Here is a 23,440-nt window from a genome sequence, read left to right as displayed (position 1 = left end):
CGGCCAGAACCATGCCGGAGCCCCCATGGAAAGCATCTTGCCGGCGGTTCCGCCGCTACGCGAAAGCTCCCGCCGCTGGGTGCACGACGCACTGGAAATGCTGGCACAGGAAGCCGCGCGCTCGGCCGACACCCACCTGCTCAAGCTCAACTTCCCGGGTTTCGACGGCATCGACTTCTACTTCAAGGACGAGTCGACGCACCCCAGCGGCAGCCTGAAGCACCGCCTCGCCCGCTCGCTCTACCTCTACGCGCTGTGCAACGGCCGCCTGCGCGAAGGCCAGGCCGTGGTCGACGCCTCTTCGGGCAGCACCGCGATTTCCGAAGCCTGGTTCGCACGCCTGCTCGGCCTGTCCTTCACCGCGGTGATGCCGGCCTGCACCGCGCCGCGCAAGATCCGCGACGTGCAGGCGCTGGGCGGCCGCTGCGACCTCGTCGGGGACCCGGCCCAGGTGCATGCGCGTGCTGCCGAACACGCCGCACGCGGCGCCTGCCATCTCGACCAGTTCGGCCTCGCCGAACGCGCCACCGACTGGCGCGGCAACAACAACATCGCCGAATCGATCCTGCAGCAGATGGCGCGCGAACCGCAGCCGGTACCGGCCTGGATCGTCTGCGGTGCCGGCACCGGCGGCACCTCGGCGACCATCGGCCGCTACCTGCGTTACCGGCGACTGGACACCCGCCTGTGCGTGGCCGAGCCCGGGGGCTGCGGCTTTGCCGAAGGCTGGCGCACCCGCAATCACGCCGCCGTTGCCCGCCACCCGACCCTGATCGAGGGCATCGGCCGCCCACGCGTGGAGCCGGGTTTCCTGTTCGACGTGGTCGATCAGGTGATCGAGGTGCCCGACAGTGCGTCGATCGCTGCCGCGTGGCTGCTCGAAGATCTGCTCGGCCGCCGCTACGGCGGTTCCTCCGGCACCAACCTGGTGGCCTGCCTGCAACTGGCCGCGGCCATGCACGCGCGCGGCGAGCGCGGCAGCATCGTGAGCCTGCTGTGCGATCCGGGCGTGCGTTACGCGGAGACCTTGTTCGACCCGGCGTGGCTGGCCGACCACCACATCGAGCTCGTCCCCGCGCGCGAGGCGCTGCAGCGTTGCCTCGCCAGCGGCCGCTGGCAGCCGTTGCGGGACTGATCCGGGCTGACCGGCGTCAAGGCGCGCATGTCCGCACGCGGCGAGCCTAGTGCCATGAGCCACCATGACCTGCGTTCCTTCCTCGACCGGCTCGAACGCCAGCAGCAACTGCTGCGCGTGCCGGTGCCAGTCGATCCCCATCTGGAAACCACGGCGCTGTGCCACCGCGCCCTGCACGAAGGCGGACCCGCCCTGCTGATCGAGCAGCCGCTCGGTTCGAACCATGCCTTCCTCGGCAACCTGTTCGGCCATCGCCGCCGCATCGAGCTGGCGCTGGCCGGGCGGTCGCTGGCGAGCCTGCGCGAACTGGGCCAGTTGCTGGCCGCGATCAAGGAGCCACGCTGGCCCGCCAACCTGCGCCAGGCGCTGGCCACCTGGCCGGAGCTGGCCCAGCTGGCCCACGTGGCGCCGCGCCACGTCGACGGAGCCGCGTTCCTGGACGAAACCGTGGAGTGCGGCGACATCGACCTCGCCCGCCTGCCCATCCAGCATTGCTGGCCGGGCGATGCCGGGCGGCTGGTCACGCTGGGCCTGGTGGTCACCCGCGGCAGCCGCAAGCGCCGGCAGAACGTGGCGATCTACCGCCAGCAGGTGATAGCGCCGAACCGCGTGATCATGCGCTGGCTACCGCATCGCGGCGGTGCGCTGGACCATGCCGACTGGCGCACGGATCGCCCGCGCGAGCCCTTCCCCGTGCTGGTGGCGATCGGCACCGACCCGGCCACCCTGCTCGCCGCGGTGGCGCCGGTGCCCGACACGCTTTCCGAATACGAATTCGCCGGCCTGCTGCGCGGCGAGCGCACGCGGCTGTGGCGCAGCGAGCTCACCGGGCTGGACGCGCCGGCCGGCGCGGAGATTCTGCTGGAAGGCTTCATCCATCCCGACGACACCGCGCTGGAAGGTCCGTTCGGCGACCACACCGGCTACTACAACGCGCAGGACCGTTTCCCCGTGCTCACCATCGAGCGCATGCACCTGCGCCGCGGTGCGATCTATCAGGGCAGCTACATGGGCCGTGCGCCGCACGACGAGCCCTCGGTACTGGCGATGGCGCTGAACGAGGTGTTCGTGCCTATCCTGCAGAAGGTGTTTCCCGAGATCGCCGACTTCCACCTGCCGCCCGAGGCCTGCTCCTACCGCATCGCCGTGGTGGCGATCCGCAAGCAGTACGCCGGCCATGCGCGGCGCGTGATGATGGGCGTGTGGTCGTATCTGCGCCAGTTCACCTACACCAAGTTCGTGATCGTGGTGGACGCCGATATCGACGCGCGCGACTGGAAGCAGGTGATCTGGGCCATCGCCACCCGCGTCGACCCCGCGCGCGACACTCTGCTGGTGGAGAACACGCCGATCGACTATCTCGACTTCGCCAGCCCCGTGGCGGGCCTCGGCTCCAAGCTCGGCATCGACGCCACCAACAAGTGGCCGGGCGAGACCAGCCGCGCCTGGGGCATGCCGATCGCGCCCGACGCCGCGGTGGAGGCGCGGGTGGATACCCTGTGGCGCTCGCTGCGAGAATCGGCGGCAGACTCTCTGCCCGACCGCCGGAATCTTCAATGATCTTCGCCCTGTTCGGCTATGGCCGTTTCGGCCACGCCTTTGCCGACCTGTTGCAACGCGCTGGCCATGTCGTGCGCATCCACGACCCGCAGGCCGAGGTGCCCGCTGCCCTGGCCTGCGCCACACCGGCTGCCGCACTCGCCGGTGCCGAGTGGGCGGTGCTGGCGATGCCGGTGCCGCAGCTGGAACCGGCGCTGCGCGAACTGCGCCCCTTGCTGGAAGCGCGGCACACCGTGATCGACGTGGGCAGCGTGAAAGAACATCCCTGTGCGCTGCTGGACGAGCACCTCGGCGCGGCGATCCCGCACGCCGGCACCCACCCGCTGTTCGGCCCGCTTAGCCTCGCCCGCGGCGAGCCGCTGCGCACGGTGCTGTGCGCCAGCGCGCGCCATCCTCAAGCTGCCTGGCGCACGCGGGCGCTGTTCGAAGCGCTGGGCTGCACGGTGATCGCGCAGGACGCCGCCGCGCACGACCGCGCGATGGCGAAGACCCATGCACTGGCCTTCTTCATCGCCCGCGCGCTGGTGGAGATGGGCGTGGGCGACGACCTTTCGATGGCGCCGCCCTCCTTCCTCGGCCTCGCCAACATGCTCGCCGCGGTGCGCGGCGACGCCGGCCACCTGTTTGCCGCGATCCAGCGCGAGAACCCCTATGCCGAGTCGGCCCGCGCCGAACTGCTGGAGCATCTCGACGCGATCCATCGCCGGCTGCTCGCCAGCGATGAGGCCCTGGCGATCCCGCCATCGGTACCGTGAGGCGTAGGAGCGCACCCTGTGCGCGAATGCTCTGGTGCCGATCGGAACAAAAGCATTCGCGCACAGGGTGCGCTCCTACGGTTTCCAGCCACCCGGATCCGCAAGCGTCGCCAGCGCCTCGCGCACCTGCGCCTGCAGGGCGTGCCATGAGCTTTCCCACTGCCCGGGCTTGGGTTCGGCCTGGCCGAAGCGCAGCAGCATGGCATGTGCGCGTTCCAGCTGCGCCTGCAGTGCGGTGTTCGCAGCCAGCGCGTGCTCGTGCTCGTCCTTGCCCACCATGAACACCTTGCGGTCCTTGCACACGCCGATGCAGGGTTGCGGTGCCTCGATTCTGCCGCAGCCTATGCATTGCCAGGCCTGGATGTAGTCGTTCATGCGCGTCGCCCGTTTCGATGGTGGCAGCGTGCGCCGCGGCGACGGCGGAACGCTTGATCCGGATCAGCGATTCAGTGCATGTGCCCGGTTTCCGCCGTCCAGCCCGGCGCTTCGAAATAGCGCGGATATCCCGCCACCGCTTCGCGCATCGCCGCGAGCTGGCCCATGTCCGCGGGATCGGCCTTGAACTTCCGCACGGCGGCGAGCAGCGGCACCAGCATGCCGTGCAGCACGGCGTCCTGCTCGGGTGCGAGCCTGCACTTGGCGAAGATGTCGGCGGCCGACTCCTCGATCGCGCTTACGCGGTCCAGCGCCAGCGTGGCGTCCATGTGGCCCATCTCGTAATGGCGCAACTGCTCCAGCACGGTGTGGATCTGTCCCATGTCCGTGCCCAGCGTGGCGTCGGCGGCCCAGCGCTGCGCGGGCGGTGGCACCGGCGCCGCGGCGTGTGCGTGCGCGGCGTGGTCGTGCTGCGCGAAGGCCGCGCCGGGCGCCAGCGCCAGCACGGCGAGGACGCCGCACAAGGGAAGGGAAAGCTTCATCGGACGCATGCGACGCACTCCAGTCCGCAGCGGATGCCGCAGTCGGATCGATGCTAGCGATCGATCCGGGCCGCCCGCTTGATCCACGATAAACTGACCCGCGTCAAGGGCGCGGCCGCTTGTCGCAGCCACGATGCGCGCACCTTCCTCGCGCGGAGCGCCGCCCATGCAACTGGTCTGTCCCGCCGGCAACCTGCCGGCCCTGCAGGCGGCAGTCGACGCCGGCGCCGATGCGGTTTACGCCGGCTTGCGCAACGAGACCAATGCGCGCGCGTTCCCCGGCCTCAACTTTTCCGACGCGGAGCTGGCGCAGGGCATCGCCCATGCGCATGCGCGCGGCCGCAAGGTCTATCTCGCGCTGAACACCTACCCGGACAGCGCGCGGCTGCCGCAATGGCATGCGGCGGTGGACAAGGCCGCGGCGCTGGGCTGCGACGCGATCATCGCGGCCGAACTGGCGGTGCTGGACTACGCAGCGCGCACGCATCCCGCGCTGGCACGGCATCTCAGCGTGCAGGGCTCGGCCACCACCGCGCCCGCGCTGCGCTACATGCACGAGCGCTTCGGCATCAGCCGCGCGGTGCTGCCGCGCGTGCTCTCGGTGCAGCAGGTGGAACGCCTGTGCGAGACCAGCCCGGTGCCGCTGGAGGTGTTCGCCTTCGGCAGCCTGTGCATCATGGTCGAGGGACGCTGCCAGCTTTCGAGCTACGTCACCGGCGCCTCGCCGAACCGCCACGGTGTGTGCTCGCCGGCGAAGTTCGTGCGCTGGGACGAGCACGACGACGGCCACCGCAGCGTGCGCCTCAACGAGGTGCTGATCGACCGGTTCGAACCCGCCGAACCCGCCGGCTATCCCACCGTGTGCAAGGGCCGCTTCGAGGTAGGCGGCGAAACCTTCCACGCGCTGGAAGAGCCCACCAGCCTCAACACGCTGGAACTCCTGCCGCGCCTGGCCCGGGCCGGCGTGGCGGCGCTGAAGATCGAAGGCCGCCAGCGTGGCATGGCCTACGTGGCCTCGGTCACTCGCACCTGGCGCGACGCACTGGACCGCTACCGCAGCTCGCCCGGGGACTGGTCGGCGCAGCCGGCGTGGCAGCAGGCGCTGACGAAGCACGCCGAAGGCCACCAGACCACGCTCGGCCCCTACCACCGTCACTGGCACTGACATGAACCACCCGATGAAACTCAGCCTGGGCCCGCTGCAATACTTCTGGCCGCGCGAACGCACGTATGCCTTCTACCGCGCGGCGGCGGACTGGCCGGTCGACATCGTCTACCTCGGCGAAACGGTGTGCAGCAAGCGCCGCGAACTATCCACTGGCGACTGGATCGCGCTGGCTGCGGAACTGGCCGCAAGCGGCAAGCAGGTGGTGCTCTCCTCGCTCGCCCTGATCGAGGCCGAATCCGAGCTGGGCGTGCTGAAGCGCCTCGTCGCCGAAGGCCGGGGCTGGATCGAGGCCAACGATCTCTCCGCCGTGCAGCTGTGCCGCGAACGCGGCGTGCCCTTCGTGGCCGGCCCCACGCTCAACGTGTACAACCACGCGGCGCTGCAGCTGCTGATGGACGATGGCTTGGTGCGCTGGGTACCCGGCGTGGAACAGGGCCACGTGCTGATCCGCGAGCTGCGCGACGCGGTGCTGGCCGCAGGCCTGTCGATGCCGGAACTGGAAGTGATCGCCTACGGCCGCCTGCCGCTGTCGTACTCGGCGCGCTGCTTCACCGCGCGTGCGCTGGACGTGCCCAAGGACCAGTGCGGCTTCCGCTGCATCGACTACCCCGACGGCCTGCCGCTGGCCACCCGCGAGGGCAAACCCTTCCTGCGCATCAACGGTATCCAGATCCAGGGCGACGAGATCACCGACCTCGGGCCGGAACTGCCGCGACTGCGCGAGCTGGGCGTGGACGTGCTGCGCCTCTATCCGCAGGCCGAGGGCATGGCCGAGATCGTCGCCCACTACCACCTCGCCCGCCGTTCGCCGCAGCCACCGCCGCGCATCGCCGCGCGCAACGGCTACTGGCATGGCGAACCGGGGATGCAGGCGGCGGGCTGAGCGATGTTCCGGCCGCTCCACACGGGGCAGCCGGAACCATTCCGCGGCGACTCACACCCTGGCGAACACCAGGCTGGCGTTGGTGCCGCCGAAGCCGAAGCTGTTGGACATCACGGTGGCCAGCCGCGCCTCGCGGCTCTCACGCAGTATGGGAAAGCCTTCGGCGCGCGGATCCAGCGCGTCGATGTTGGCCGAGCCGGCCACGAAGTCGTCCCGCATCATCAGCAGGCTGTAGATCGCCTCGTGCACGCTGGCCGCGCCCAGCGAGTGGCCGGTGAGCGCCTTGGTCGAGGAGAGCGGCGGCATCGCCTGCCCGAACACCTCGCGCACGGCCTGCAACTCCACGATATCGCCCAGCGGCGTGGCGGTGCCGTGGGTGTTGAGGTAGTCGACCGGGCGTGCGAGGTTGGCCAGCGCCATCCGCATGCAGCGCACCGCGCCTTCGCCGGAAGGCGCCACCATGTCGGCGCCGTCGGAGGTGACGCCGTAGCCGACGAGTTCCGCGTGGATGCGCGCGCCGCGCGCCTTCGCGTGCTCGTAGTCCTCCAGCACCAGCATGCCGCCACCACCGGCGATCACGAAGCCGTCGCGGTCGGCGTCGTAGGGGCGCGAGGCGACCTGCGGCGTGTCGTTCCGGCTGCTGGAGAGCGCGCCCATCGCGTCGAACTGCGCGGTCATGCCCCAGTGCGCCTCCTCGCCGCCGCCGGCGAACACCACGTCCTGCGCGCCGTGGCGGATCAGCTCGGCCGCCGCACCGATGCAGTGCGCCGAGGTGGCGCAGGCGGCGGCGATGGAATAGCTCAGCCCGAGGATGCCGAACGCGGTGGCCAGCGTGGCCGATACGGTGGAACACATCGTACGCGGCACCATGAACGGCCCCACCTTGCGCACGCCCTTGCCGCGCAGCAGGTCGGCCGTCTCGATCTGCCATTGCGCCGAGCCGCCGCCGGAACCGGCCACCACGCCGGTGCGCGGGTGGCGCACCTGTTCCAGCGCCAGCCCGGCGTCGGCGATGGCCGAGCGCATCGCGAGGTAGGCGTAGGCCGCCGCGTCGCCCATGAAGCGGCGCAGCTTGCGGTCGATCGCGGCCTCCAGATCCACCTGCGGCTCACCCGCCACCTGGCTGCGCAGGCCGCGCGCGGCGTAGTCGGGGATCGCGCGGATACCGCTCTTCAATTCCTGCAGTGCGCGCGTCACCGTGTCCGCCACGTCGCCGAGGCAGGACACGATGCCCATGCCGGTCACCACCACGCGGCGCATGTCAGAAACCCTCCGTGGACTGGAACAGGCCCACGCGCATGTCGCTGGCCACGTAGATCAGGCGGTCGTCGACGAAGGTCTTGCCGTCGGCGATCACCAGCGCCAGCTTGCCGCGCATCACCCGGCGGATGTCGATCTCGTAGCGCACCCGCTTCGCACTGGGCAGCACCTGGCCGCTGAACTTCACCTGGCCCACGCCCAGCGCGCGGCCGCGGCCTGGCTCGCCCAGCCAGGGCAGGAAGAAACCGGAGAGCTGCCACATCGCGTCCAGGCCCAAGCAGCCCGGCATCACCGGATCGCCCTCGAAGTGACAGTCGAAGAACCACAGCCGCGGATGGATATCGAGCTCGGCGTGGATCTCGCCCTTGCCATAGGCACCGCCCGTCCCGGCAATCTTCGTGATGCGGTCGAACATCAGCATCGGCGGCGCCGGCAGCCGTGCATTGCCGTCGCCGAACAGTTCGCCGCGGCTGCAAGCCAGCAAGGCCTGGAAATCGAAAGAGGTGGGCCGTGTCATGGATCGCTCGCAGTTCAGGGATTCGGCAGTGTGCGGGGCGCAGCGGCCGCGCTTCTTGACCCACGTCAGCGCAACGCCGGCGTACGGAATCCGCTGCATGGGATACCCGGCCGCGGGTCTCGCCGCTGCCACGGCCGCCTGCAAAACCGCGCGTCCTGCGCAGAAGGTTGCGCAAAGCAACGGCGAAAGCCGGCGCGTCTGGGGTATTGCCCTACATGGGGCAGCCCCGGTCCTCGCGGCAGTGCGCACCCAGGCTGCGCCGGCGCCGGCGCATCGCGCGCAACAGTGCCTTGGCCAGGCGCATCTGCCAGCCGGCGGCGGCCGCTGCCGTGCACACCCGCCATGCATCGCGCAGCGCCATGCCTTCGCGCACCGGTCCGGCCGCACGCCACAGCAGTTCGCGCAGCGCGGGCAGGTATTCCCGCGGCAACGATGCGCCGCGCTCGCTCCAGCGATGCGTGCCCTGCATGGCCACGGGCGTCGCCACAGACAGTGCGGCGCCGAGCCGGCGTCCGCCGGCCACCGCCTCCAGCAGCGAATTGCTGGCCAGCCGGTTGGCGCCATGCACACCGTTGCAAGCCACCTCGCCCACTGCGTACAGGCCGGACAGCGAGCTGCAGCCATCGAGGCCGGTGGCCACGCCGCCCATGTGGAAATGTGCCACCGGGGTGATCGGCAGCGGCTCGCGTCGCGGATCCAGTCCGTGGGCCAGGCAAGCCTTCAGCACCGTGGGAAAGCGGATACTCCAGTCGCCCTGGATGGACATGGCATCCAGCCAGGCTCCGCCGCCCTGTTGTCGTGCCTGCCACACGCGTCGCGCCACCACGTCGCGCGGAGCGAGGTCGCCGAGTGAGTGCAGGCCTCGCATCAAGGGTTCGCCTGCAGCATCGACGAGACCTGCGCCGGCACCGCGCAGCGCTTCGGTGAGCAGCGGCAGGCTGTGGCCATCCACCGCGAGCGCGGTAGGGTGGAACTGCACGAACTCCAGGTCGCGTGTGGCCGCTCCCGCGGCCATCGCCAGCGCCAGGCCCGCACCGTCCGCACCCGGCGGATTGCTGGTGTGCGCGTACAGGGCACCTATGCCGCCGGTGGCGAGCACCACCGCGGCGGCCTCGATCACTTCCTGCCGGCCCCGTGCGTCGCGCACGCGCACGCCGGCCACGCAGCCGTCGCGCAGCAGCAGCGCCTCCGCGTCCACGCCGCGGCGCCACTGCACGTGGGGCGCAGCCTGCACCTTCGCGCGCAGCGCGTGCACCAGCGCCGCACCCGTGGCGTCGCCGCCCGCGTGCACGATGCGGAAGGCGCCGTGGCCACCCTCGCGGCCGAATTGCAGGCAACCATCGGGCCCGTGGTCGAAAGCCACGCCCTGCGCTTCGAGCCACGCCACCGTGGCCGGCGCCGCCTTGCACAGCCAGCGCACCGCGGCCACGTCGTTGTGGCGGGCGCCTGCCTCCAGCGTGTCGCGCACATGCGCCTCGACACCATCACCCTCATCCAAGGCGGCCGCGATGCCGCCCTGGGCCAACGCGCTGGCACTGCCGCTGCCATCCTTGGCACGGCAAAGCAGGCGTACCGGTGCGGGCGCGGCGGCCAGCGCCGTGGCCATGCCGGCCACGCCGCTGCCGATCACCACGATGGGCAGGCGGCCACGCCTTACGCGGCTTCGCACCGGCCCACCGCCAGCATGCGATCCAGCGCGCGGCGCGCACCCGCGATGGTGTCGGCGGGGATCTCGATGGCGTGCCTGAGGTCGCGCAGCGCGGCGTAGATGTTCTGCAGCGTGATGCGCTGCATGTGCGGGCATAGGTTGCAGGGCCTGATGAACTGCGTGCGCGGAAACTGTGCGCGGAGATTGTCGGCCATCGAGCACTCGGTGATCAGCGCCACCCGCGCCGGCTGCTTGCGCGCCAGCCATTTGCCCATGGCCGTCGTGGATCCCACGAAGTCGGCCTCGGCCAGCACCTCGGGCGGACACTCGGGGTGCGCCACCAGCCTGGCGTCGAACTGCTCGCGCGCGTGGCGCGCCTGCTGCGCGGTGAACCTCTCGTGCACCTCGCAGCGGCCGTGCCACAGGACCAACTCCACGTCGGTCTGGCCGGCCACGTAGCGACCGAGGAACTCGTCGGGCAGGAAGATCACCTTCGGCGTGCCCATGGCCTCCACCACCTGCACCGCGTTGGCCGAGGTGCAGATGGCGTCGGACTCGGCCTTCACCGCGGCCGAGGTGTTCGCGTAGCTCACCACCGGCACGCCGGGATGCCGCGCCTTGAGCGCGCGCACGTCGGCGGCGGTGATCGACGAGGCCAGCGAGCAGCCGGCCTCCAAATCCGGGATCAGCACGGTCTTGTCCGGCGCGAGGATCTTGGCGCTCTCGGCCATGAAGTGCACGCCGCACACCACGATCAGGCCGGCGTCGCAATCGCGCGCGGCCTGCGCCAGGCCCAGCGAGTCGCCGGTGACGTCGGCCACGCCGTGGAAGATCTCCGGCGACTGGTAGCTGTGCGCCATGATCACCGCGCCGCGCTGCTTCTTCAGCTTGTTGATGGCATCGATCCACGGCAGGTGCAGCGGGATCTCCAGGCACGGCACCAGCGGTTCGAGGCGCGCGGCCAGCGCGGCGTACTCGGCTTCGAGATCGTCGCGCCACACGGGCACGGGCAGGTCGGCGAGATCGTGCATGGCGGTCCGCGGCGGAAGGGAAAGAGTGGGAGAGCTGCGTCAGCGCTGCCGGTGCGCTTCGCGCGCGGCGCGTGCGAAACGCGCGCCGCGGTTCAGCGCGATGCGCAGGCCCAGCGGCACCGACTCCCACGGCAGGCGGTCGAGCAGGTTGCGTGCGGTGAGGCCGAGTTCGGTGTCGCCGGTGAGCACCAGGTTGCGCTGGAAGAACAGGGTATCGGCGTCTTCCAGCCGGCTGGCGAGCAGCAGCAGGTCGGTGGCGCTGCCGCGCACGCTGGCTTCGGGCCGGTCGTCGACCACCACCAGGCGCCCGTCGCGCAGGCTCAGCACCCAGCACAGGCCGAGGTCGCTCACCTCGATGCCGAGCCGGCGGCCGGCCATGAAATCCAGCGCGCCGTCGGCGATCGGAGCGGCGAGCACACGCGCCATCGCGCGTTCCAGCAGGGCGTGCTGCCAGCGCGCGGGCAGCACACGCAACAGCGGTGCGATCCGGCGTGGCGGCGGCAGCAGGCGCAGCATCGGTGCGGCACGGGAAAGATCGTTCGGCGGATTCATGCCGTCGAGCATGACGGGACTCCTGTCCTGCCCGCCTTGATCCGCGTCATCCGACAGGCCTTGTTGTGCCCGCGCATCGGCAATCATCAGGTCGAACAGATGCGCCGCGGTGCCTGCAGGCACGTCGAGTCGTCGTGCCAGCCGCTGTCCACGCTGGCGCACGGCGGATTCACGCGCGGGATCGCTAGCCACCAGACCGGCGCTTGGCTTGAGCCGCGCCGCCAACCGCACCAGACGCCGGCGCGCCGCAAGCAGCAGCAACATGCCGTCGTCCACCGCATCGATGGTGGCGCGGGTGCGCGCCAGTGCGAAACGCTCAGCACGCATCGTCGATGCCTCCTGCATGCAGGGCCAGCGCGGCGGGAAGCACGTGGCCTTGATAGATGCGCCGCGCTTCGACGGGATCGAAGTCGGCGTGCTTGCGCTTCTTCACGCCATGGTCGGAAAGCACCAGGTGGGTGTCGGCCACCACGCCCGCGTTGGCGAGGCAGGCTGCGGCGCATTTCAGCACGCAGCCGTCCAGCGCGAGGATGCGCCGGCCGCCCTGCGCGGTGCGCACCAGGCCGGTCACGCCGCCCCCCACGCCGGCGATGCAGGACATCTCCGCGGCGCCGGCGCGGTCCAGCCGCAACGCGAGATAGTTGGCCATCTGCGCCGCGCTGGAGCAGCCTGAACAGGAATACACCAGTGGCAAATCGTGACTCATCGATGCGTCCTCAGACAGGTTTTTCCGCGCCGCGGGCGAAGCCCCGCGCGTTGCGCAGTGCGCTCCACAAGGCATGGCCGTGCACGGCCCATGCACCCAGTTGCGCCAGTCCCGCCAGCTGGGCCAGCCACGGCTGCGGCCATAGCACCGCAAACATCAGCCATGGCGCGGCCATGGCCTGGGCCAGCAGCGCACGCCGCTTCGCCGCATCCGGCAACAGGCGCTGTACGCCGGGGATCTGTACGCCACGCGGTACCCGGTGGCGCAGGCCGATCCAGGCGACGAAGGGCACGATCTCCATCGCCATCGCGCCTAACAGCAGCGGCAGGCCAACGCCCAGCGCCAGTGCGCCGGCGAGCAGGCCGCGACCGGCGAGCAACGCCATGGCGGCCGACAGCAACGCCAGTAGGCCCAGCTGCCAGTGCTGGTACAGCGCATTGCGGCGCGCCACCGGTACCGGCCACTGCAACCACAGCGCGGCCAGCGCGAATGCGGCGCCGCCCATGGCCACCACCGATGGCAGCGCGACGCCCGCACCGTGCGCGAGATGCCATGCCGCAGCCAGCGGCAACGCCAGCCCCACGCCGGCCAGCCAGATCGCCTGCGCATGTGCGGGCATGCTGCCGGTGGCCTGGAACATCGGCATGGTGAGCCGCCCCACCGCGGCCAGCAGCAGCGCCATCCAGCCCAGCACGCCGAAAGCCGCATGCATGTCCACCGCGGCCAGCGGCCACGGCTGCCGGCCGGCGAGCAGCAGAGCCAGTCCGCCGCCCGCCAGCGCGGTTGCCACGCCATAGGCCAGCGCGGCACCGATGCCCACGCGCAACAGGCGTTCGCCCACGGCCGTGAACAGGCCGGGCAGCGTCATCGCGGCCAGCCACAGGAAGGCCGACGGCAACAGCAGGCCCGCGGTGAACAGCAAGCCGCGCGCGTTGCCATGCAGGCCGGCCACCAGGAACAGCACGCCGAGGTTGAACACCCCATGCAGCCATGGCGCGCCGCGGCGCCAGCGCAGCTCGGCCCCCACCGCCACCGGCAGGAGCTGCAGCAGGCTGCCGAACATCGCATTGCCCAGTACGCCCAGCGTCCACACGTGCACCAGCGCCAACGTGGCCGGATGCCAGCGCGAATGCAGAGCCGCGTCGCCGTCGATCAGCAGCAGCAATCCGCCCGCCATGCCCCAGCACGGCATGGCGAGCAGGAAGCGCAGCGGCAGCGCGGCCGCGGGCGCCCGTTCAAGCCGCAGTTTCGGCATTGCAGGGGCGTCGGATCACCACGCGCACGCTGCCGTCGGCCCGCGGCGCTTCCGGTTCCGCGTCGAAGCCGAGATGGGCCAGCTCCATCAACAGGGGCCGTGGCAGCCTCGGTGCCACGATGGCCACCGCCTCGCCCGGCGCCAGCCGGTTTGCGGCATCGAGCGCGCGCAGCATGGGCTCGGGCGCGTCCAGGTGGCGCAGGTCGAGTTCGTCGGGAATCATGCAGGCATTGCAGCATCGGCCATGCCGCGCCGGCGCTGACGCAAGTCAAGCGCCGGCACGATGGCCGTTGCGACCGTGTCAGAACCTGTACGCGATCATCACGCGGTCATAGACGAAGGACTGGTTGTCCGGGTTCAGTCCGATGCCGCCGGTGGAACGTTCCCAGCGGTTGCGCAGCGACAGGCCCTTGAGATAGCCGTCGAAGTTGTAGCTGACGTCGAAATACACATCGTGGCTGTTGCCGCGCAATAACGTGGTGTACTGGGCATAGGCGGTGGTCAGTTGCAGGTGGTCGTCGAAGAAGCCATAGCTGAACCTGGCCTTCCAGGCATGGCCTGGCCCCTGCTCCACCAGGCCACGGATCATCGATGTGGTGTACAGCGGGTCGCTGCCCCAGCCTGCCGTGTACGGCGAGATCAGGGCACCGTCGCCGACTGCACCTTCCTGTTGCTGGAGCCTGTTCCAGGACACGTCGAACTTGCCGTGCGGAATGTTGACGCCGACATCGGCGCCCAGGGCCTGGCTGTCCACCTTGCTGCCCGCCACACCGAACAGTTGCGCCTGGTTCGCCACCAGAATGCTGCCCGCGCCGGCATGCTCGCCCACGTATTGCGCGGCGACGAACGGATCGAAACCGGTTCCCGTCCGGAACGTGTAGCTGCCTTCGGCATAGCCCATGTGCACGAAGTCGATGAAGTCGTAGTACCAGGCCTGGCCCTTGAAACCGCCCGCCGCATAGGTGGTGCCCAGCGCCCAGGTGCCCGGCGTGCCCCGGGTCGTGGCCGGCAGGCCGCCGATGCCGCCGTACATCGTGTCGTTGCGCCAGGCGGTCGGGTAATAGAGGTTGTCGAAGCTGTAGTCGTCCGACGTGCGGCTCTTCCAGCCGTAGCTGCGCAGCGCATAGATCTCCCAACCCTTGGCCGGAGCGAAACCGGCCAGCAAGGCCTGGTACGAGGCCGGCAGCACGCGCGAATCGCTGCTGCCCATCCACGGCGTGTCGAGGTACTGCTGGCCGGCGCGCAGCAGCAAGCTGTCATCGCGGTATTGCACGTAGGCCTGGCCCAGTGCGCTGACGGTGTTGTCCGCGCCCATCAGCGTGGTATCGACCCTGGCGGGGTTGGACGGAAGCGTGCCGAACGCGTTGGCGCTCAGCAACGAGGCTCCGAGGCTGAAGCCGCCGCCGAAATCCGCCGTGCGCAGGTTGAGCAAGACGGCGCCGGACAGCGCGCTGGCGTCGGGCTTGGTGTCGCTCGAATACATGCGGTTGAAGTCGTAGAGGCGCAGCTCGCCGTCGACGTGGCCCTGGGTGAAGATGTCGCTGAGGGCGTCGGCATGGCTGCCAAAACTCAGGCTGCCCAGCACGGTGGCGGCAGCAAGGGCGATCAGGGTGTGGCGCATGGAAAGGCTCCGAACATGGGGAAAGGGAGTGTTGGACCGGATGCGCGACGCAACCGCCGCGCACGGCGCACCGCCCGCCAGACGTGCCTGCCCGGCTTCACGGTACTTGAAAGGATTTGCCGCAACCGTGCAGGCATGCAGCGCATGGGCATGCTCGCTGCGCGATGCCGCTGCCTGCGCCGATGCCGCATGGCTGCTGATTACGCTCCGCCGAGTTGATGCCTGATCGCTTCGACAAACACCGGATCGAGCCGGCCGATGTGGCTAGTGCGCGCCACGATGCGGCCATCGGCATCGAGCAGGATCAGCTCGCTGGAATGGTTGAACTCGCCGTCGGGCAGCTGGCGATATTGCAGGCCGAGTACGCCGGAGAGCTGGCGCACCTCGGCCGGCCCGGTGCGTGCCAGCGTCCAGGCGGGTGCATCGAGCTTGCGCTTCTCCGCGTAGTTGCGCAGCGCCGCCACGCTGTCGCGGGCCGGATCGAAGCTCACCGCGAGCAGGTCGATCTTCGCGCGCTCGACCGGATCCAGTGCGTTGCGGGTAGCGCGCATGCTGTCGATGATCATCGGGCAGACCATCTGGCAGGAGGCGTAGAACATCGTCACCAGCTGCGGTCGGCCGCGTCGTTCGGAAAGCGGCTGCCGGTGGCCGTTCTGGTCGGTGAGCTGCAGCTTGAGGTTGTAGATGGAGTCGCCGGGCAACGGCTGGGTGGCATGTGCGACACCGAGCGTGAGCATCAGGACGAGAAGCAGGAGCAATCGTTTCATGGTGGGCCTCGCAAAAAGCACGGCACTTTGCTGGATGTCGGTGGGGGCTCTCCTGCCCTCCACCGACTCGCCCAGGCCGGCCATTGGCCGGCTTGGGCTCCGCCGCGGAATCGCTTTGCGATTCCGCGCGTGCGGCCCATCCATGGACCGCGTGAACTCCGGGCCGTCATGTCGCGGCTTGTCGCTCAGGGTTTCGCGCAACGGAAACCCAGGTTGTTGGTGGTGTCCGAAGCCTTGAGCGCGGAGAGCATGGCGACGCGCATCAGCACTGCGTAGTTCTCCTTCTGCTGCAGGCTGATGGCGCCCGCGCCGCAGAACTTCAGGACGTCGGAATCGTCCGGGTCACGGCTGTCGCTGGCGACCAGCAATGCGTTGAAGTCGTCCACCCACTCCCACACCGGCTGGGTGATGTCGCGTATGCCGAAGGCGTTCGGCGCACCGCCGATATCGGGCAGCGGCGCGTTGGACGGACGCGCATACCAGGCCAGCAGGTTCTCACGCCACGCAGGATCGCTGCGCGCGTCGCGCCGGGTGGCGTCGGCGGCCGCCGCGTATTCCCATTCATACCAGGTGGGCAGGCGCGCTCCCTCGCTCCCGCAATAGGCCTGGGCGGCGAACCAGCTCACCCGGGTCACGGGCTGGCGTGGCTTCGCTCCTTCGCCCAGCGCGACGGGGCCGGCCCAGTGGCTGAGATAACGCGCGTCGGCAAGGATGCTGGCGACGCGGTCGCGACGCCATTCGGGATGGGCCTTCACGAAGGCGAGGAATTCGGCATTGGTCACCGGCTCGGTACGCAGGCGGAATGGCGCGAGCTGCGCCGGCGCCGACTTGCCGTCGGCCGGAAGCACGCTGGCGAAACGGCCTCCCGGCAGGGCGGCGTAGTTCGCCGCCGCCGCCGGGAGGGCCAGCACCAGACCCAGCCATGCCAGTGCCAGGCGCGCGCGCATGCTCAGTGTTCCGCCACGACCACGGGTGCCGATCCGGCGCGGGCCTTGGCCACTTCCTTCGCATTGAACTGGCCACCGGGGTTGCCCCAGCTGTTGATCACGTAGGTGAGGACGTTGGCCACGTCGTCATCGGTAAGCTGGCTCAGCGGCGGCATCATCGAGTCGTACTCGTGCCCGCCCACTTGGATCTTGCCGCTGAGGCCGTGGGTGACGATGCTCATCGCGCGCCTGGGATCGGCCGCCAGGAAGTCCGATTTGGCCAGCGGCGGAAACACGCCAGGCAGGCCCTGGCCGTTCGCCTGATGACAGGCGGCGCAGATACCGTCGAACAGCTGTTTGCCCGCGGCGATCTGCCCTTCCCTGGTCAATGGGGCGGCCGCAGGCGGATTCACCGCCGGAGCTGCCACTTGCGGATTGGCCGCGTCGTGGTCGCCCGTGTACTCGGCATCGGCCAGTTTCCCCGAGTAGACGGCCTTGTTCTCCGGACCATCCACCTTGAGGGCACCCAGAGCGCCCTTGTTGAACGCCCGGAATATCGCGTGATCCACCAGGGCGTAGGTGCCAGGCACCGTGGTGCGGAACTGCACCGTGACCGCGCTTCCCGGCGGCACCGGTACGGTCTGCATGTCCTCCTGCGGATGGGCAAAGCCATCCAGCCATACCCGGTCGAAGACCTCGCCGATCACGTGGAAGCTCGACAACAGACTCGGGCCGCCGTTGCCCATGAACAGCCGCACGGTCTCGCCGGTCTTCGCGGTGAGCGCGTTGGCGCCCGTGAGCGCACCTTCGCTGCCGTTGAACAGCACATAGGTGGGCTGCTCGGCGATCGCCTTCTGCATGTCGAAAGACTGGTGGCCTTTCGCGTGATAGTCGCCCGTGGTGTAGAAGTCGCCCTGCATCACGTAGTACTCGTGATCCACCTTCGGCAGGCCCTGCGGCGGCTCCACCAGGATCAGCCCGTACATGCCGTCGGCAATATGCATGCCCACGGGCGTGGTGGCGCAGTGGTATACGTACAGGCCCGCGTGCAGCGCCTTGAAAGTGAATGTCGACTCATGGCCGGGCGCGGTAAAGCTGGCCGCCGCACCGCCGCCCGGGCCGATGACGCTGTGCAGGTCGATGTTGTGCGGCATCTTGTTGCCGGGTGCGTTCTTCAGGTGGAACTCCACCGTGTCGCCCTGGCGCACGCGAATGAAGCTGCCCGGCACGGTGCCGCCGAAGGTCCAGAACGTGTAGGTCGCACCATCGGCGATCGGCATCTCCTTCTCGATCACTTCCAGGTCAACGATGACCCTGGCGGGATAGTTGCGCTGGATCGGCGGCGGCACGTGCGGCGGGCTGGCCAGCACCGCGTGGATCGGCTCGCCCTGCGGGGGGCCGAAGTCGATGGATGCGGGAACCGTCGGCGCAGGCGCTGCATACACGGCACCTGCCCCGGCCGGCGATACGCCTCTGTCGCGTGCCCCTTCGGTGCATGCGGCAAGAAACGCCATGGCGGTCATGGCGGCGACACACACTACATATTTCATGACATGGCTCCTCGGTTTTCGAGGCCATGCTGCATGGCTCATCCGGGGCTGCGCTTGATCGCAATCAGTTCCGCATCCGCAAGGCACGAGGTGCGTCAAGTCACCACATGCGGGGGCAATTCGGCCGGTGATTGACGACAAGAAACCGGAGATTCGCATGCGCACCGAGTGGTGCGCGCAAGCGGAGTGGCTCGGGGAATAATCGCGAGTCCCGGTGGCAAGAAAGCGGGATTGCCACGCGCACCCTGCAGTGCGGCACGCCCGTCACATGGGCGGCGGTAGACGCAGCGACTGCTCAGGCCGCCAGCAGTTTCCGACCCAGGTCGCGCAGCCGCTGCGTGTCGTGCAGATGCAACACCCTTCCCCTGATCCCTATCAGGCCCTTCGCGCGGAAGCGGCTCAGAATGCGGCTCACCGTTTCGGCGGCAAGGCTGAGATGGTTGGCGATGTCGCTGCGCGACATGCTGAGCTGGAAATGTGTGCCCGGGAATCCGCGTGCCGCATAGCGTTCGCCGAGATCGACGAGGAAGGCCGCCATGCGTTCGCCTGCGCTGTAGTCCCCAGCCAGCAACCTGCTCATGCCAAGCTGCCGGCTGATCAGCCGGAACAGGTGCCGCTGCACCGCCGGCTGGCGAGTGGCCAGCGCACTCATCGCGGAGAACGAGAAGCGGCAGAATTGCGCATCCTCCAGCGCCACGGCATCGCAGGGAAAGCGATCGGGATAGATGGCGTCGAGACCGATCACTTCACCTGGCAGGAAGAAGCCGAGCACGCGCTCGCGGCCTTGATGATCCAGCTGGCGGGTCTTCACGGTACCTGCGCGTACCGCGAACACGGCCTCGAACGGATCGCCCTGGCGGAATATGGTCTCGCCGGCACGATACGGACCCAGGTGCTCCATCAGGCCGTGCAGGGGCGACAGCTCGGGTTTGCCGTAGCCCACCATGGCACACACGCTGGACAGGGCGCAGCTGCGGCAGAAATCCGAGGCCACGTCGGGGACGAAACCCGCCGGGGCACGCTGGCGGCCGACAGCATGGGAGAGGCGGCCTTCCGTGGCAGGCCCGTGCATCGGCCCGGCGCTCATATCGCGCGCGAGAACCGCGGCGCCGCCGCCTTGCCGAGATAGACGTCGAAGCACATCGCCACGATGCGCAGCAGCAGCCGGCCGCGCGGGGCGACCCGGATCATCCGCTCGTCGAGCGTCACCAGGCCATCGCCAGCCAGTGCGCGCAGGCGCTCCAGCTCCGCTGAGAAGTATTCCGCGAACACGATGCCGTGCTGCGTGCTGAACTCGAGCATGTCCAGTTCGCCGTAGCACATCAGCTGGCCGATCACCTCGCGACGGATCAGGTCGTCCATGTTCAGCGACAGCCCGCGCGCGATCGGCAGGTGGCCGTTGTCCAGCGCGGCGTAATAGCCGGTGAGGTCGCGTGCGCTCTGGCTGTAGCTGTCGCCGATGCGCCCGATCGCGCTGACGCCCAGGCCCACGATGTCGCACTCGCCATGGGTGGAATAGCCCTGGAAATTGCGCTGCAGCGTGCCAGCGCGCTGTGCCGACACCAGTTCGTCGTCGCCGCGCGCGAAGTGGTCCATGCCCACGTAGACGTAGCCCGCCTCGTTGAGGCGTGCCAGCGCGCAGCCGATCAGGGCGAGGCGCGTGGCCGGGTCGGGCAGTTCCCCGGCCTTGATCTGCCGCTGCGCCTTGAACATCTCCGGCAGGTGCGCATAGGCGTAGACCGCCACGCGGTCCGATGCCAGCGCAATCACCTCGTCCAGCGTGCGCTCGAAGCCCGCCACGGTCTGCCGTGGCAAGCCGTAGATCAGGTCCACGCTGGTCGAGCGGAAGCCGCTGGCGCGCGCCGCCTCCAGCACCTCGCGGGTCTGCGCCACGCTCTGGATGCGGTTCACCGCCGCCTGCACCGCGGGATCGAAATCCTGGATGCCCACCGAGATACGGTTGAAGCCCAGCTCGCCGAGACCACGTATGTAGTCGGCGTCGGCGAAGCGCGGGTCGATCTCGATGCCGAACTCGCGGCCATGACCCTGGCTGAAGCTGAAGTGGCGCGCGAGCACGCCCATCAGCTCCTGCATGCGCGGCACGTCGAGGAAGTTCGGCGTGCCGCCGCCGAAATGCAGCTGGGTCACCTGGCGGTCGCGGTCGAACAGCCGCGCCACTAGCTCGATCTCGCGGTACAGCCGCTCCAGGTAGCGGTCGGCCTTGCCCACGTCGCGGGTGATGATGCGGTTGCAGCCGCAGTAGAAGCACGGACTGACGCAGAACGGCACGTGCACGTAGATCGACAGCGGGCGCGGGATCGGATCCTCGTTGGATGCCCGGATCGCCGCGCGCAATGCTCGTTCGTCGAAATCGCCATGGAACTGCGGCGCCGTGGGGTAGCTGGTGTAGCGCGGCCCGGCCACGTCGTAGCGCGCGATCAGTGCGGGATCGAATTCGGGAATCTGGATGGCATGGTTCATGGGCGCAGTGTGCGCAGGCGCCGATGGGAAGGCTTTGACACACGTCAAACCCGCCTGCCCACCGGAAGCGCGGTGCGTGTGCGTTCTGCCGCGCCACGCCGGGCGCCGACACGCCTGCCCCACCGACCATGCCCATGAGTCGAAATGCCGCAGCCGCGGCAGCCGCGTCGCGTCGCGGCCTGCTCCGCCAATGAAGGATTGGCTGATGTAGATCAGGAGGTGGCACGTGTCGATGTCTAGCATGCGTCCCGCTTTCCCCGCATCGACACATCAGAGAGAGACGCATGAACACAAGCATATGGCCTGTGGACCGCAGCGGTCCGCAGGATCGCGTCAGCCGAGTACTGATCTGGATTCTCGTCGCCGTCACCATTGCCTGTTCGGCCGGCATGCTGGCGGCCACCCGCACCACCTACCAGCAGGCCGCCCCGATCCCGCAGCTGATGGCGACGACCGACGGCACGCCGGTGATGACCTACGCCGACATCGTCGCCGGCAAGTCCGGCTTCCAGAAGGCCGACCTGATGGACTACGGCAGCCTGTACGGGATGGGTTCGTCCTTCGGCGAGGACTACACCGCCGAATACCTCGTGCAACTGGCGAAGGAAGTGCAGAACAATCTGGCGCTGGCGCGCTACGGCCAGCCGTTCGACGCCATCGACGCCGGGCAGCAGTCCGGCATCACCGCCACGATGCGCACGGAGCTGCAGGGCATCGACCTCAGCCGGTCGCAGGTGGCGTTGCCCGATGCGGTGGCCAAGGCCGTCGTCGCGCTGCGCGAGCGTATCGGCGAATCGCTGCGCCGGGACGACTTCACCAAGGGCTATACCGGCACCCGCGCGCTGAACCCGGAGAGCGCGCGGCAGACCGCCAGCTTCCTGCTCTACTCCTCGCTGACCACCGTTGCGCGCCGTCCCGGCAAGGACTACTCGTGGACCAGCAACTGGCCGTCCGAGCCGCTGGTGGGCAACAGCCCCACGCCTGCCACATTCACCTGGACCTGGGCCTCGTTCACCATGGTGTTCTTCGCCATCGGCGCGATCCTGGTGATCTTCCGCCTGTGGATCGAGCCCAAGGCGCCGAACGAGACCTTCGAACCCGTGCTGGAGAAGTTCCGCACGCCCACGCCCAGCCAGAAGGCCTTGTGGAAGTACTTCCTGGTAGTGGCCGGCGTGCTGCTGGTGCAGATCCTGGTCGGTTCGATCATGGCGCACTACTACACCGACCGGTCGGGCTTCTACGGCATCGACGTGGACAAGTGGCTGCCGTTCGCCTTCCTGCGCAGCGTGCACCTGCAGGCGCCGATCGTGTGGATCGGCGTGAGCTGGATCGCGGGTGGCCTGTTCCTCGCCCCCATCATCGGCCGCGGCGAGCCGCGCGGGCAGCGCTTCCTGGTGAACCTGATCTTCTGGGTGCTGGTGGTCATCGTGGCCGGCGCACTGATCGGCAACTACCTCGGCATCGCCGGCATCGTCGACCAGCACTGGTTCTGGCTCGGCAACCAGGGGTTGTCCTACCTGGAGATGGGCCGCTTCTGGCAGATCCTGTTCTTCGTCGGCCTCGCCGTGTGGTGCCTGGTGCTGCTGCGTGCGTTCCTGCCCACGCTGCGGACGCTGTTCCGGCAGAGCGGTTCGCTGTACGGCCTGTTCCGCATCGAGCACCTGGTGTGGATCAGCACGCTGACCGTGGCCTTGTTCTACGTGTTCGGCATGATCCCGCTGGGTACGCCCAATCCTTCGTTCTCGATCACCGACTTCTGGCGCTGGTGGGTGGTGCACCTGTGGGTGGAACTGGCCTTCGAGCTGTTCGCCGCCTCGGTCACCGGCTACTTCCTGATGGCGCTGGGGCTGGTGTCGCGGCAGATGGCCGAGCGCGCGGTGCTGTTCGAATGGATCCTGATCGTGATCGGCGGCGTGCTCGGCACCGGCCACCACCTGTACTGGGCCGGCGAGCCCGGTCTGTGGGTGGGCGTGGGCAGCATGTTCTCCTTCATCGAGGTGCTGCCGCTGGTGCTGCTGGCGCTGGAGGCGATCGACCAGCACCAGCACGTCAAGGCCAAGCAGGACTTCCCGTACAAGCTCGCCTACCTGTACATCCTGGGCGCAGCATTCTGGAACTTCGTGGGCGCCGGCGTGTTCGGCGGCGGTACGCTCAACGCGCCGCTGGTGAATTATTACGAGCATGGTACCTTCCTCACGCTCAACCACGCGCACACCTCGATGTTCGGCGCCTTCGGCCTGCTCGCCATCGGCCTGCTCTACATGGTGCTGCGCTACTTCAACGGCGAGCGTCCGTGGAGCGACCGCTGCGGCGTGTGGGCATTCTGGCTCTACAACATCGGCGTGGTGATGTGGATCGTGATGAACTTCTATCCGGTGGGCTGGCCGCAGCTGGAAGCGGTCTACACCCACGGCTATGCCTATGCGCGCAGCCTAGCGTTCTACGACACCACCACGTTCTGGCAATGGATGCGCATGCCCGGCGACATCGTGTTCGCCGCCGGCGCGGTGCTGATGGCCTGGGACTTCCTGGCCAAGCTGTGGGGCCAGCGTCAGGCTCGCCTCGCCGCTCCCGGCCGCTAGGCGGCCACGTCGACAGCCGGTGGACAAGTTCCGCCGGCTGTCGGTCTTGGAGCCTTTGGCTTCCCTCAACCGGACCGTCCGCTTGCAGAAGCCCATCAAGATGCATGGGCAACACCAGACTTGGGT

At 69.0% G+C, this 23,440-nt stretch carries 22 protein-coding genes; 6 read left to right on the top strand and 16 right to left on the bottom strand.

All coding sequences use genetic code 11. From position 1 onward, the window contains the following. Window positions 1-25 precede the first annotated feature (25 nt). The 3 genes from ABQJ54_RS01200 to ABQJ54_RS01190 are packed head-to-tail and all read left to right on the top strand — an operon-like array spanning window position 26 to window position 3,450. Complete coding sequence (locus ABQJ54_RS01200; RefSeq protein ID WP_367852457.1) at window positions 26-1,135, top strand: PLP-dependent cysteine synthase family protein; 1,110 nt, start codon at window positions 26-28, stop codon at window positions 1,133-1,135. Window positions 1,136-1,189: 54 nt separating this feature from the next. Then, entirely contained in the window at window positions 1,190-2,695 is a 1,506-nt protein-coding gene (locus tag ABQJ54_RS01195; protein WP_367852456.1) for a UbiD family decarboxylase, read from the top strand. After that, entirely contained in the window at window positions 2,692-3,450 is a 759-nt protein-coding gene (locus tag ABQJ54_RS01190; RefSeq protein ID WP_367852455.1) for a prephenate dehydrogenase/arogenate dehydrogenase family protein, read from the top strand. The genes ABQJ54_RS01195 and ABQJ54_RS01190 overlap by 4 nt, the downstream gene beginning before the upstream one ends. Window positions 3,451-3,525: 75 nt before the next feature. Here the strand turns inward: ABQJ54_RS01190 and ABQJ54_RS01185 are convergent, their stop codons facing one another. Both ABQJ54_RS01185 and ABQJ54_RS01180 read right to left on the bottom strand, forming a co-directional pair. Further along, window positions 3,526-3,825: a hypothetical protein gene (locus ABQJ54_RS01185; RefSeq protein WP_367852454.1), complete on the bottom strand. Its 300-nt coding sequence runs from the start codon at window positions 3,823-3,825 to the stop codon at window positions 3,526-3,528. Between the two features lie 71 nt (window positions 3,826-3,896). Next, a complete protein-coding gene (locus tag ABQJ54_RS01180; protein ID WP_367852453.1) occupies window positions 3,897-4,376 on the bottom strand; it encodes a DnrO protein in 480 nt (159 codons plus the stop codon). A gap of 157 nt (window positions 4,377-4,533) precedes the next feature. Between ABQJ54_RS01180 and ubiU the strand changes: the two genes are divergently transcribed. Beyond that, on the top strand, window positions 4,534-5,532 hold the full coding sequence (gene ubiU, locus ABQJ54_RS01175) for a ubiquinone anaerobic biosynthesis protein UbiU (protein WP_367852452.1): 999 nt from the start codon (window positions 4,534-4,536) through the stop codon (window positions 5,530-5,532). Between the two features lie 13 nt (window positions 5,533-5,545). Beyond that, the gene (locus tag ABQJ54_RS01170; protein WP_367852451.1) at window positions 5,546-6,418 is read left to right on the top strand and encodes a U32 family peptidase; all 873 of its coding nucleotides are present in this window, start codon (window positions 5,546-5,548) and stop codon (window positions 6,416-6,418) included. A gap of 51 nt (window positions 6,419-6,469) precedes the next feature. On the opposite strand, the gene fabB is transcribed toward ABQJ54_RS01170, so the two are convergent. The 14 genes from fabB to hemN form a co-directional block, all read right to left on the bottom strand. Continuing rightward, complete coding sequence (fabB, locus tag ABQJ54_RS01165; protein WP_367852450.1) at window positions 6,470-7,678, bottom strand: beta-ketoacyl-ACP synthase I; 1,209 nt, start codon at window positions 7,676-7,678, stop codon at window positions 6,470-6,472. A 1-nt stretch (window position 7,679) separates the two neighbouring features. Then, window positions 7,680-8,195 (bottom strand): 3-hydroxyacyl-[acyl-carrier-protein] dehydratase FabA, encoded by a 516-nt coding sequence (gene fabA / locus ABQJ54_RS01160; protein ID WP_367852449.1) that lies wholly within the window; start codon window positions 8,193-8,195, stop codon window positions 7,680-7,682. Window positions 8,196-8,406: 211 nt separating this feature from the next. Then, window positions 8,407-9,864 (bottom strand): L-aspartate oxidase, encoded by a 1,458-nt coding sequence (locus ABQJ54_RS01155; RefSeq protein ID WP_367852448.1) that lies wholly within the window; start codon window positions 9,862-9,864, stop codon window positions 8,407-8,409. Then, window positions 9,849-10,874, bottom strand: coding sequence for a quinolinate synthase NadA (gene nadA, locus ABQJ54_RS01150; RefSeq protein WP_367852447.1), 1,026 nt, complete (start codon window positions 10,872-10,874; stop codon window positions 9,849-9,851). Before nadA ends, ABQJ54_RS01155 begins: the two co-directional genes overlap by 16 nt. 39 nt (window positions 10,875-10,913) lie before the next feature. Next, window positions 10,914-11,753 (bottom strand): ubiquinone anaerobic biosynthesis accessory factor UbiT, encoded by an 840-nt coding sequence (gene ubiT, locus ABQJ54_RS01145; RefSeq protein ID WP_367852446.1) that lies wholly within the window; start codon window positions 11,751-11,753, stop codon window positions 10,914-10,916. Beyond that, window positions 11,743-12,132, bottom strand: coding sequence for a putative zinc-binding protein (locus ABQJ54_RS01140; protein ID WP_367852445.1), 390 nt, complete (start codon window positions 12,130-12,132; stop codon window positions 11,743-11,745). The genes ubiT and ABQJ54_RS01140 overlap by 11 nt, the downstream gene beginning before the upstream one ends. Window positions 12,133-12,142: 10 nt before the next feature. Further along, on the bottom strand, window positions 12,143-13,387 hold the full coding sequence (locus tag ABQJ54_RS01135; RefSeq protein WP_367852444.1) for a hypothetical protein: 1,245 nt from the start codon (window positions 13,385-13,387) through the stop codon (window positions 12,143-12,145). Further along, window positions 13,368-13,610 carry a DUF2249 domain-containing protein gene (locus ABQJ54_RS01130; protein WP_367852443.1) on the bottom strand — a complete coding sequence of 81 codons (243 nt, stop codon included), beginning with the start codon at window positions 13,608-13,610 and terminating at the stop codon, window positions 13,368-13,370. Before ABQJ54_RS01130 ends, ABQJ54_RS01135 begins: the two co-directional genes overlap by 20 nt. 78 nt (window positions 13,611-13,688) lie before the next feature. Continuing rightward, window positions 13,689-15,008 carry a hypothetical protein gene (locus ABQJ54_RS01125; RefSeq protein WP_367852442.1) on the bottom strand — a complete coding sequence of 440 codons (1,320 nt, stop codon included), beginning with the start codon at window positions 15,006-15,008 and terminating at the stop codon, window positions 13,689-13,691. A 200-nt stretch (window positions 15,009-15,208) separates the two neighbouring features. Continuing rightward, window positions 15,209-15,775: an SCO family protein gene (locus ABQJ54_RS01120; protein ID WP_367852441.1), complete on the bottom strand. Its 567-nt coding sequence runs from the start codon at window positions 15,773-15,775 to the stop codon at window positions 15,209-15,211. A 185-nt stretch (window positions 15,776-15,960) separates the two neighbouring features. Beyond that, window positions 15,961-16,722 (bottom strand): formylglycine-generating enzyme family protein, encoded by a 762-nt coding sequence (locus ABQJ54_RS01115; RefSeq protein WP_367852440.1) that lies wholly within the window; start codon window positions 16,720-16,722, stop codon window positions 15,961-15,963. Window positions 16,723-16,724: 2 nt separating this feature from the next. Continuing rightward, window positions 16,725-18,251 carry a copper-containing nitrite reductase gene (nirK, locus tag ABQJ54_RS01110; protein ID WP_367852439.1) on the bottom strand — a complete coding sequence of 509 codons (1,527 nt, stop codon included), beginning with the start codon at window positions 18,249-18,251 and terminating at the stop codon, window positions 16,725-16,727. A 295-nt stretch (window positions 18,252-18,546) separates the two neighbouring features. Continuing rightward, window positions 18,547-19,338 (bottom strand): helix-turn-helix domain-containing protein, encoded by a 792-nt coding sequence (locus tag ABQJ54_RS01105; RefSeq protein WP_367852438.1) that lies wholly within the window; start codon window positions 19,336-19,338, stop codon window positions 18,547-18,549. After that, complete coding sequence (gene hemN, locus ABQJ54_RS01100; RefSeq protein WP_367852437.1) at window positions 19,335-20,732, bottom strand: oxygen-independent coproporphyrinogen III oxidase; 1,398 nt, start codon at window positions 20,730-20,732, stop codon at window positions 19,335-19,337. The genes ABQJ54_RS01105 and hemN overlap by 4 nt, the downstream gene beginning before the upstream one ends. Before the next feature lie 284 nt (window positions 20,733-21,016). On the opposite strand from hemN, the gene ABQJ54_RS01095 reads away from it, so the two are divergent. Beyond that, the gene (locus ABQJ54_RS01095; RefSeq protein ID WP_367852436.1) at window positions 21,017-23,314 is read left to right on the top strand and encodes a nitric-oxide reductase large subunit; all 2,298 of its coding nucleotides are present in this window, start codon (window positions 21,017-21,019) and stop codon (window positions 23,312-23,314) included. Window positions 23,315-23,440: the final 126 nt, after the last annotated feature.

Source organism: Rhodanobacter lycopersici (assembly GCF_040812335.1).
In the GTDB taxonomy this organism is placed as follows: Bacteria; Pseudomonadota; Gammaproteobacteria; order Xanthomonadales; family Rhodanobacteraceae; genus Rhodanobacter_A; species Rhodanobacter_A lycopersici.
The sequence above is the reverse complement of the archived record's forward strand: the minus strand, read 5'-3'. Positions and strand labels throughout refer to the sequence as shown.

What these genes read in the sequence shown, in the direction of transcription:
- ABQJ54_RS01200 (WP_367852457.1), top strand. Translation starts at nt 26, where the DNA reads ATGGAAAGCATCTTGCCGGCGGTTCCGCCGCTACGCGAAAGCTCCCGC.
- fabB (WP_367852450.1), bottom strand. Translation starts at nt 7,678, where the DNA reads ATGCGCCGCGTGGTGGTGACCGGCATGGGCATCGTGTCCTGCCTCGGC.
- ABQJ54_RS01140 (WP_367852445.1), bottom strand. Translation starts at nt 12,132, where the DNA reads ATGAGTCACGATTTGCCACTGGTGTATTCCTGTTCAGGCTGCTCCAGC.
- ABQJ54_RS01115 (WP_367852440.1), bottom strand. Translation starts at nt 16,722, where the DNA reads ATGCGCGCGCGCCTGGCACTGGCATGGCTGGGTCTGGTGCTGGCCCTC.
- ABQJ54_RS01135 (WP_367852444.1), bottom strand. Translation starts at nt 13,387, where the DNA reads ATGCCGAAACTGCGGCTTGAACGGGCGCCCGCGGCCGCGCTGCCGCTG.
- ABQJ54_RS01170 (WP_367852451.1), top strand. Translation starts at nt 5,546, where the DNA reads ATGAAACTCAGCCTGGGCCCGCTGCAATACTTCTGGCCGCGCGAACGC.
- ABQJ54_RS01120 (WP_367852441.1), bottom strand. Translation starts at nt 15,775, where the DNA reads ATGAAACGATTGCTCCTGCTTCTCGTCCTGATGCTCACGCTCGGTGTC.
- fabA (WP_367852449.1), bottom strand. Translation starts at nt 8,195, where the DNA reads ATGACACGGCCCACCTCTTTCGATTTCCAGGCCTTGCTGGCTTGCAGC.
- hemN (WP_367852437.1), bottom strand. Translation starts at nt 20,732, where the DNA reads ATGAACCATGCCATCCAGATTCCCGAATTCGATCCCGCACTGATCGCG.
- ubiU (WP_367852452.1), top strand. Translation starts at nt 4,534, where the DNA reads ATGCAACTGGTCTGTCCCGCCGGCAACCTGCCGGCCCTGCAGGCGGCA.
- nirK (WP_367852439.1), bottom strand. Translation starts at nt 18,251, where the DNA reads ATGAAATATGTAGTGTGTGTCGCCGCCATGACCGCCATGGCGTTTCTT.
- ABQJ54_RS01130 (WP_367852443.1), bottom strand. Translation starts at nt 13,610, where the DNA reads ATGATTCCCGACGAACTCGACCTGCGCCACCTGGACGCGCCCGAGCCC.
- ubiT (WP_367852446.1), bottom strand. Translation starts at nt 11,753, where the DNA reads ATGCGTGCTGAGCGTTTCGCACTGGCGCGCACCCGCGCCACCATCGAT.
- ABQJ54_RS01125 (WP_367852442.1), bottom strand. Translation starts at nt 15,008, where the DNA reads ATGCGCCACACCCTGATCGCCCTTGCTGCCGCCACCGTGCTGGGCAGC.
- ABQJ54_RS01180 (WP_367852453.1), bottom strand. Translation starts at nt 4,376, where the DNA reads ATGCGTCCGATGAAGCTTTCCCTTCCCTTGTGCGGCGTCCTCGCCGTG.
- ABQJ54_RS01195 (WP_367852456.1), top strand. Translation starts at nt 1,190, where the DNA reads ATGAGCCACCATGACCTGCGTTCCTTCCTCGACCGGCTCGAACGCCAG.
- ABQJ54_RS01095 (WP_367852436.1), top strand. Translation starts at nt 21,017, where the DNA reads ATGAACACAAGCATATGGCCTGTGGACCGCAGCGGTCCGCAGGATCGC.
- ABQJ54_RS01190 (WP_367852455.1), top strand. Translation starts at nt 2,692, where the DNA reads ATGATCTTCGCCCTGTTCGGCTATGGCCGTTTCGGCCACGCCTTTGCC.
- ABQJ54_RS01105 (WP_367852438.1), bottom strand. Translation starts at nt 19,338, where the DNA reads ATGAGCGCCGGGCCGATGCACGGGCCTGCCACGGAAGGCCGCCTCTCC.
- ABQJ54_RS01185 (WP_367852454.1), bottom strand. Translation starts at nt 3,825, where the DNA reads ATGAACGACTACATCCAGGCCTGGCAATGCATAGGCTGCGGCAGAATC.
- nadA (WP_367852447.1), bottom strand. Translation starts at nt 10,874, where the DNA reads ATGCACGATCTCGCCGACCTGCCCGTGCCCGTGTGGCGCGACGATCTC.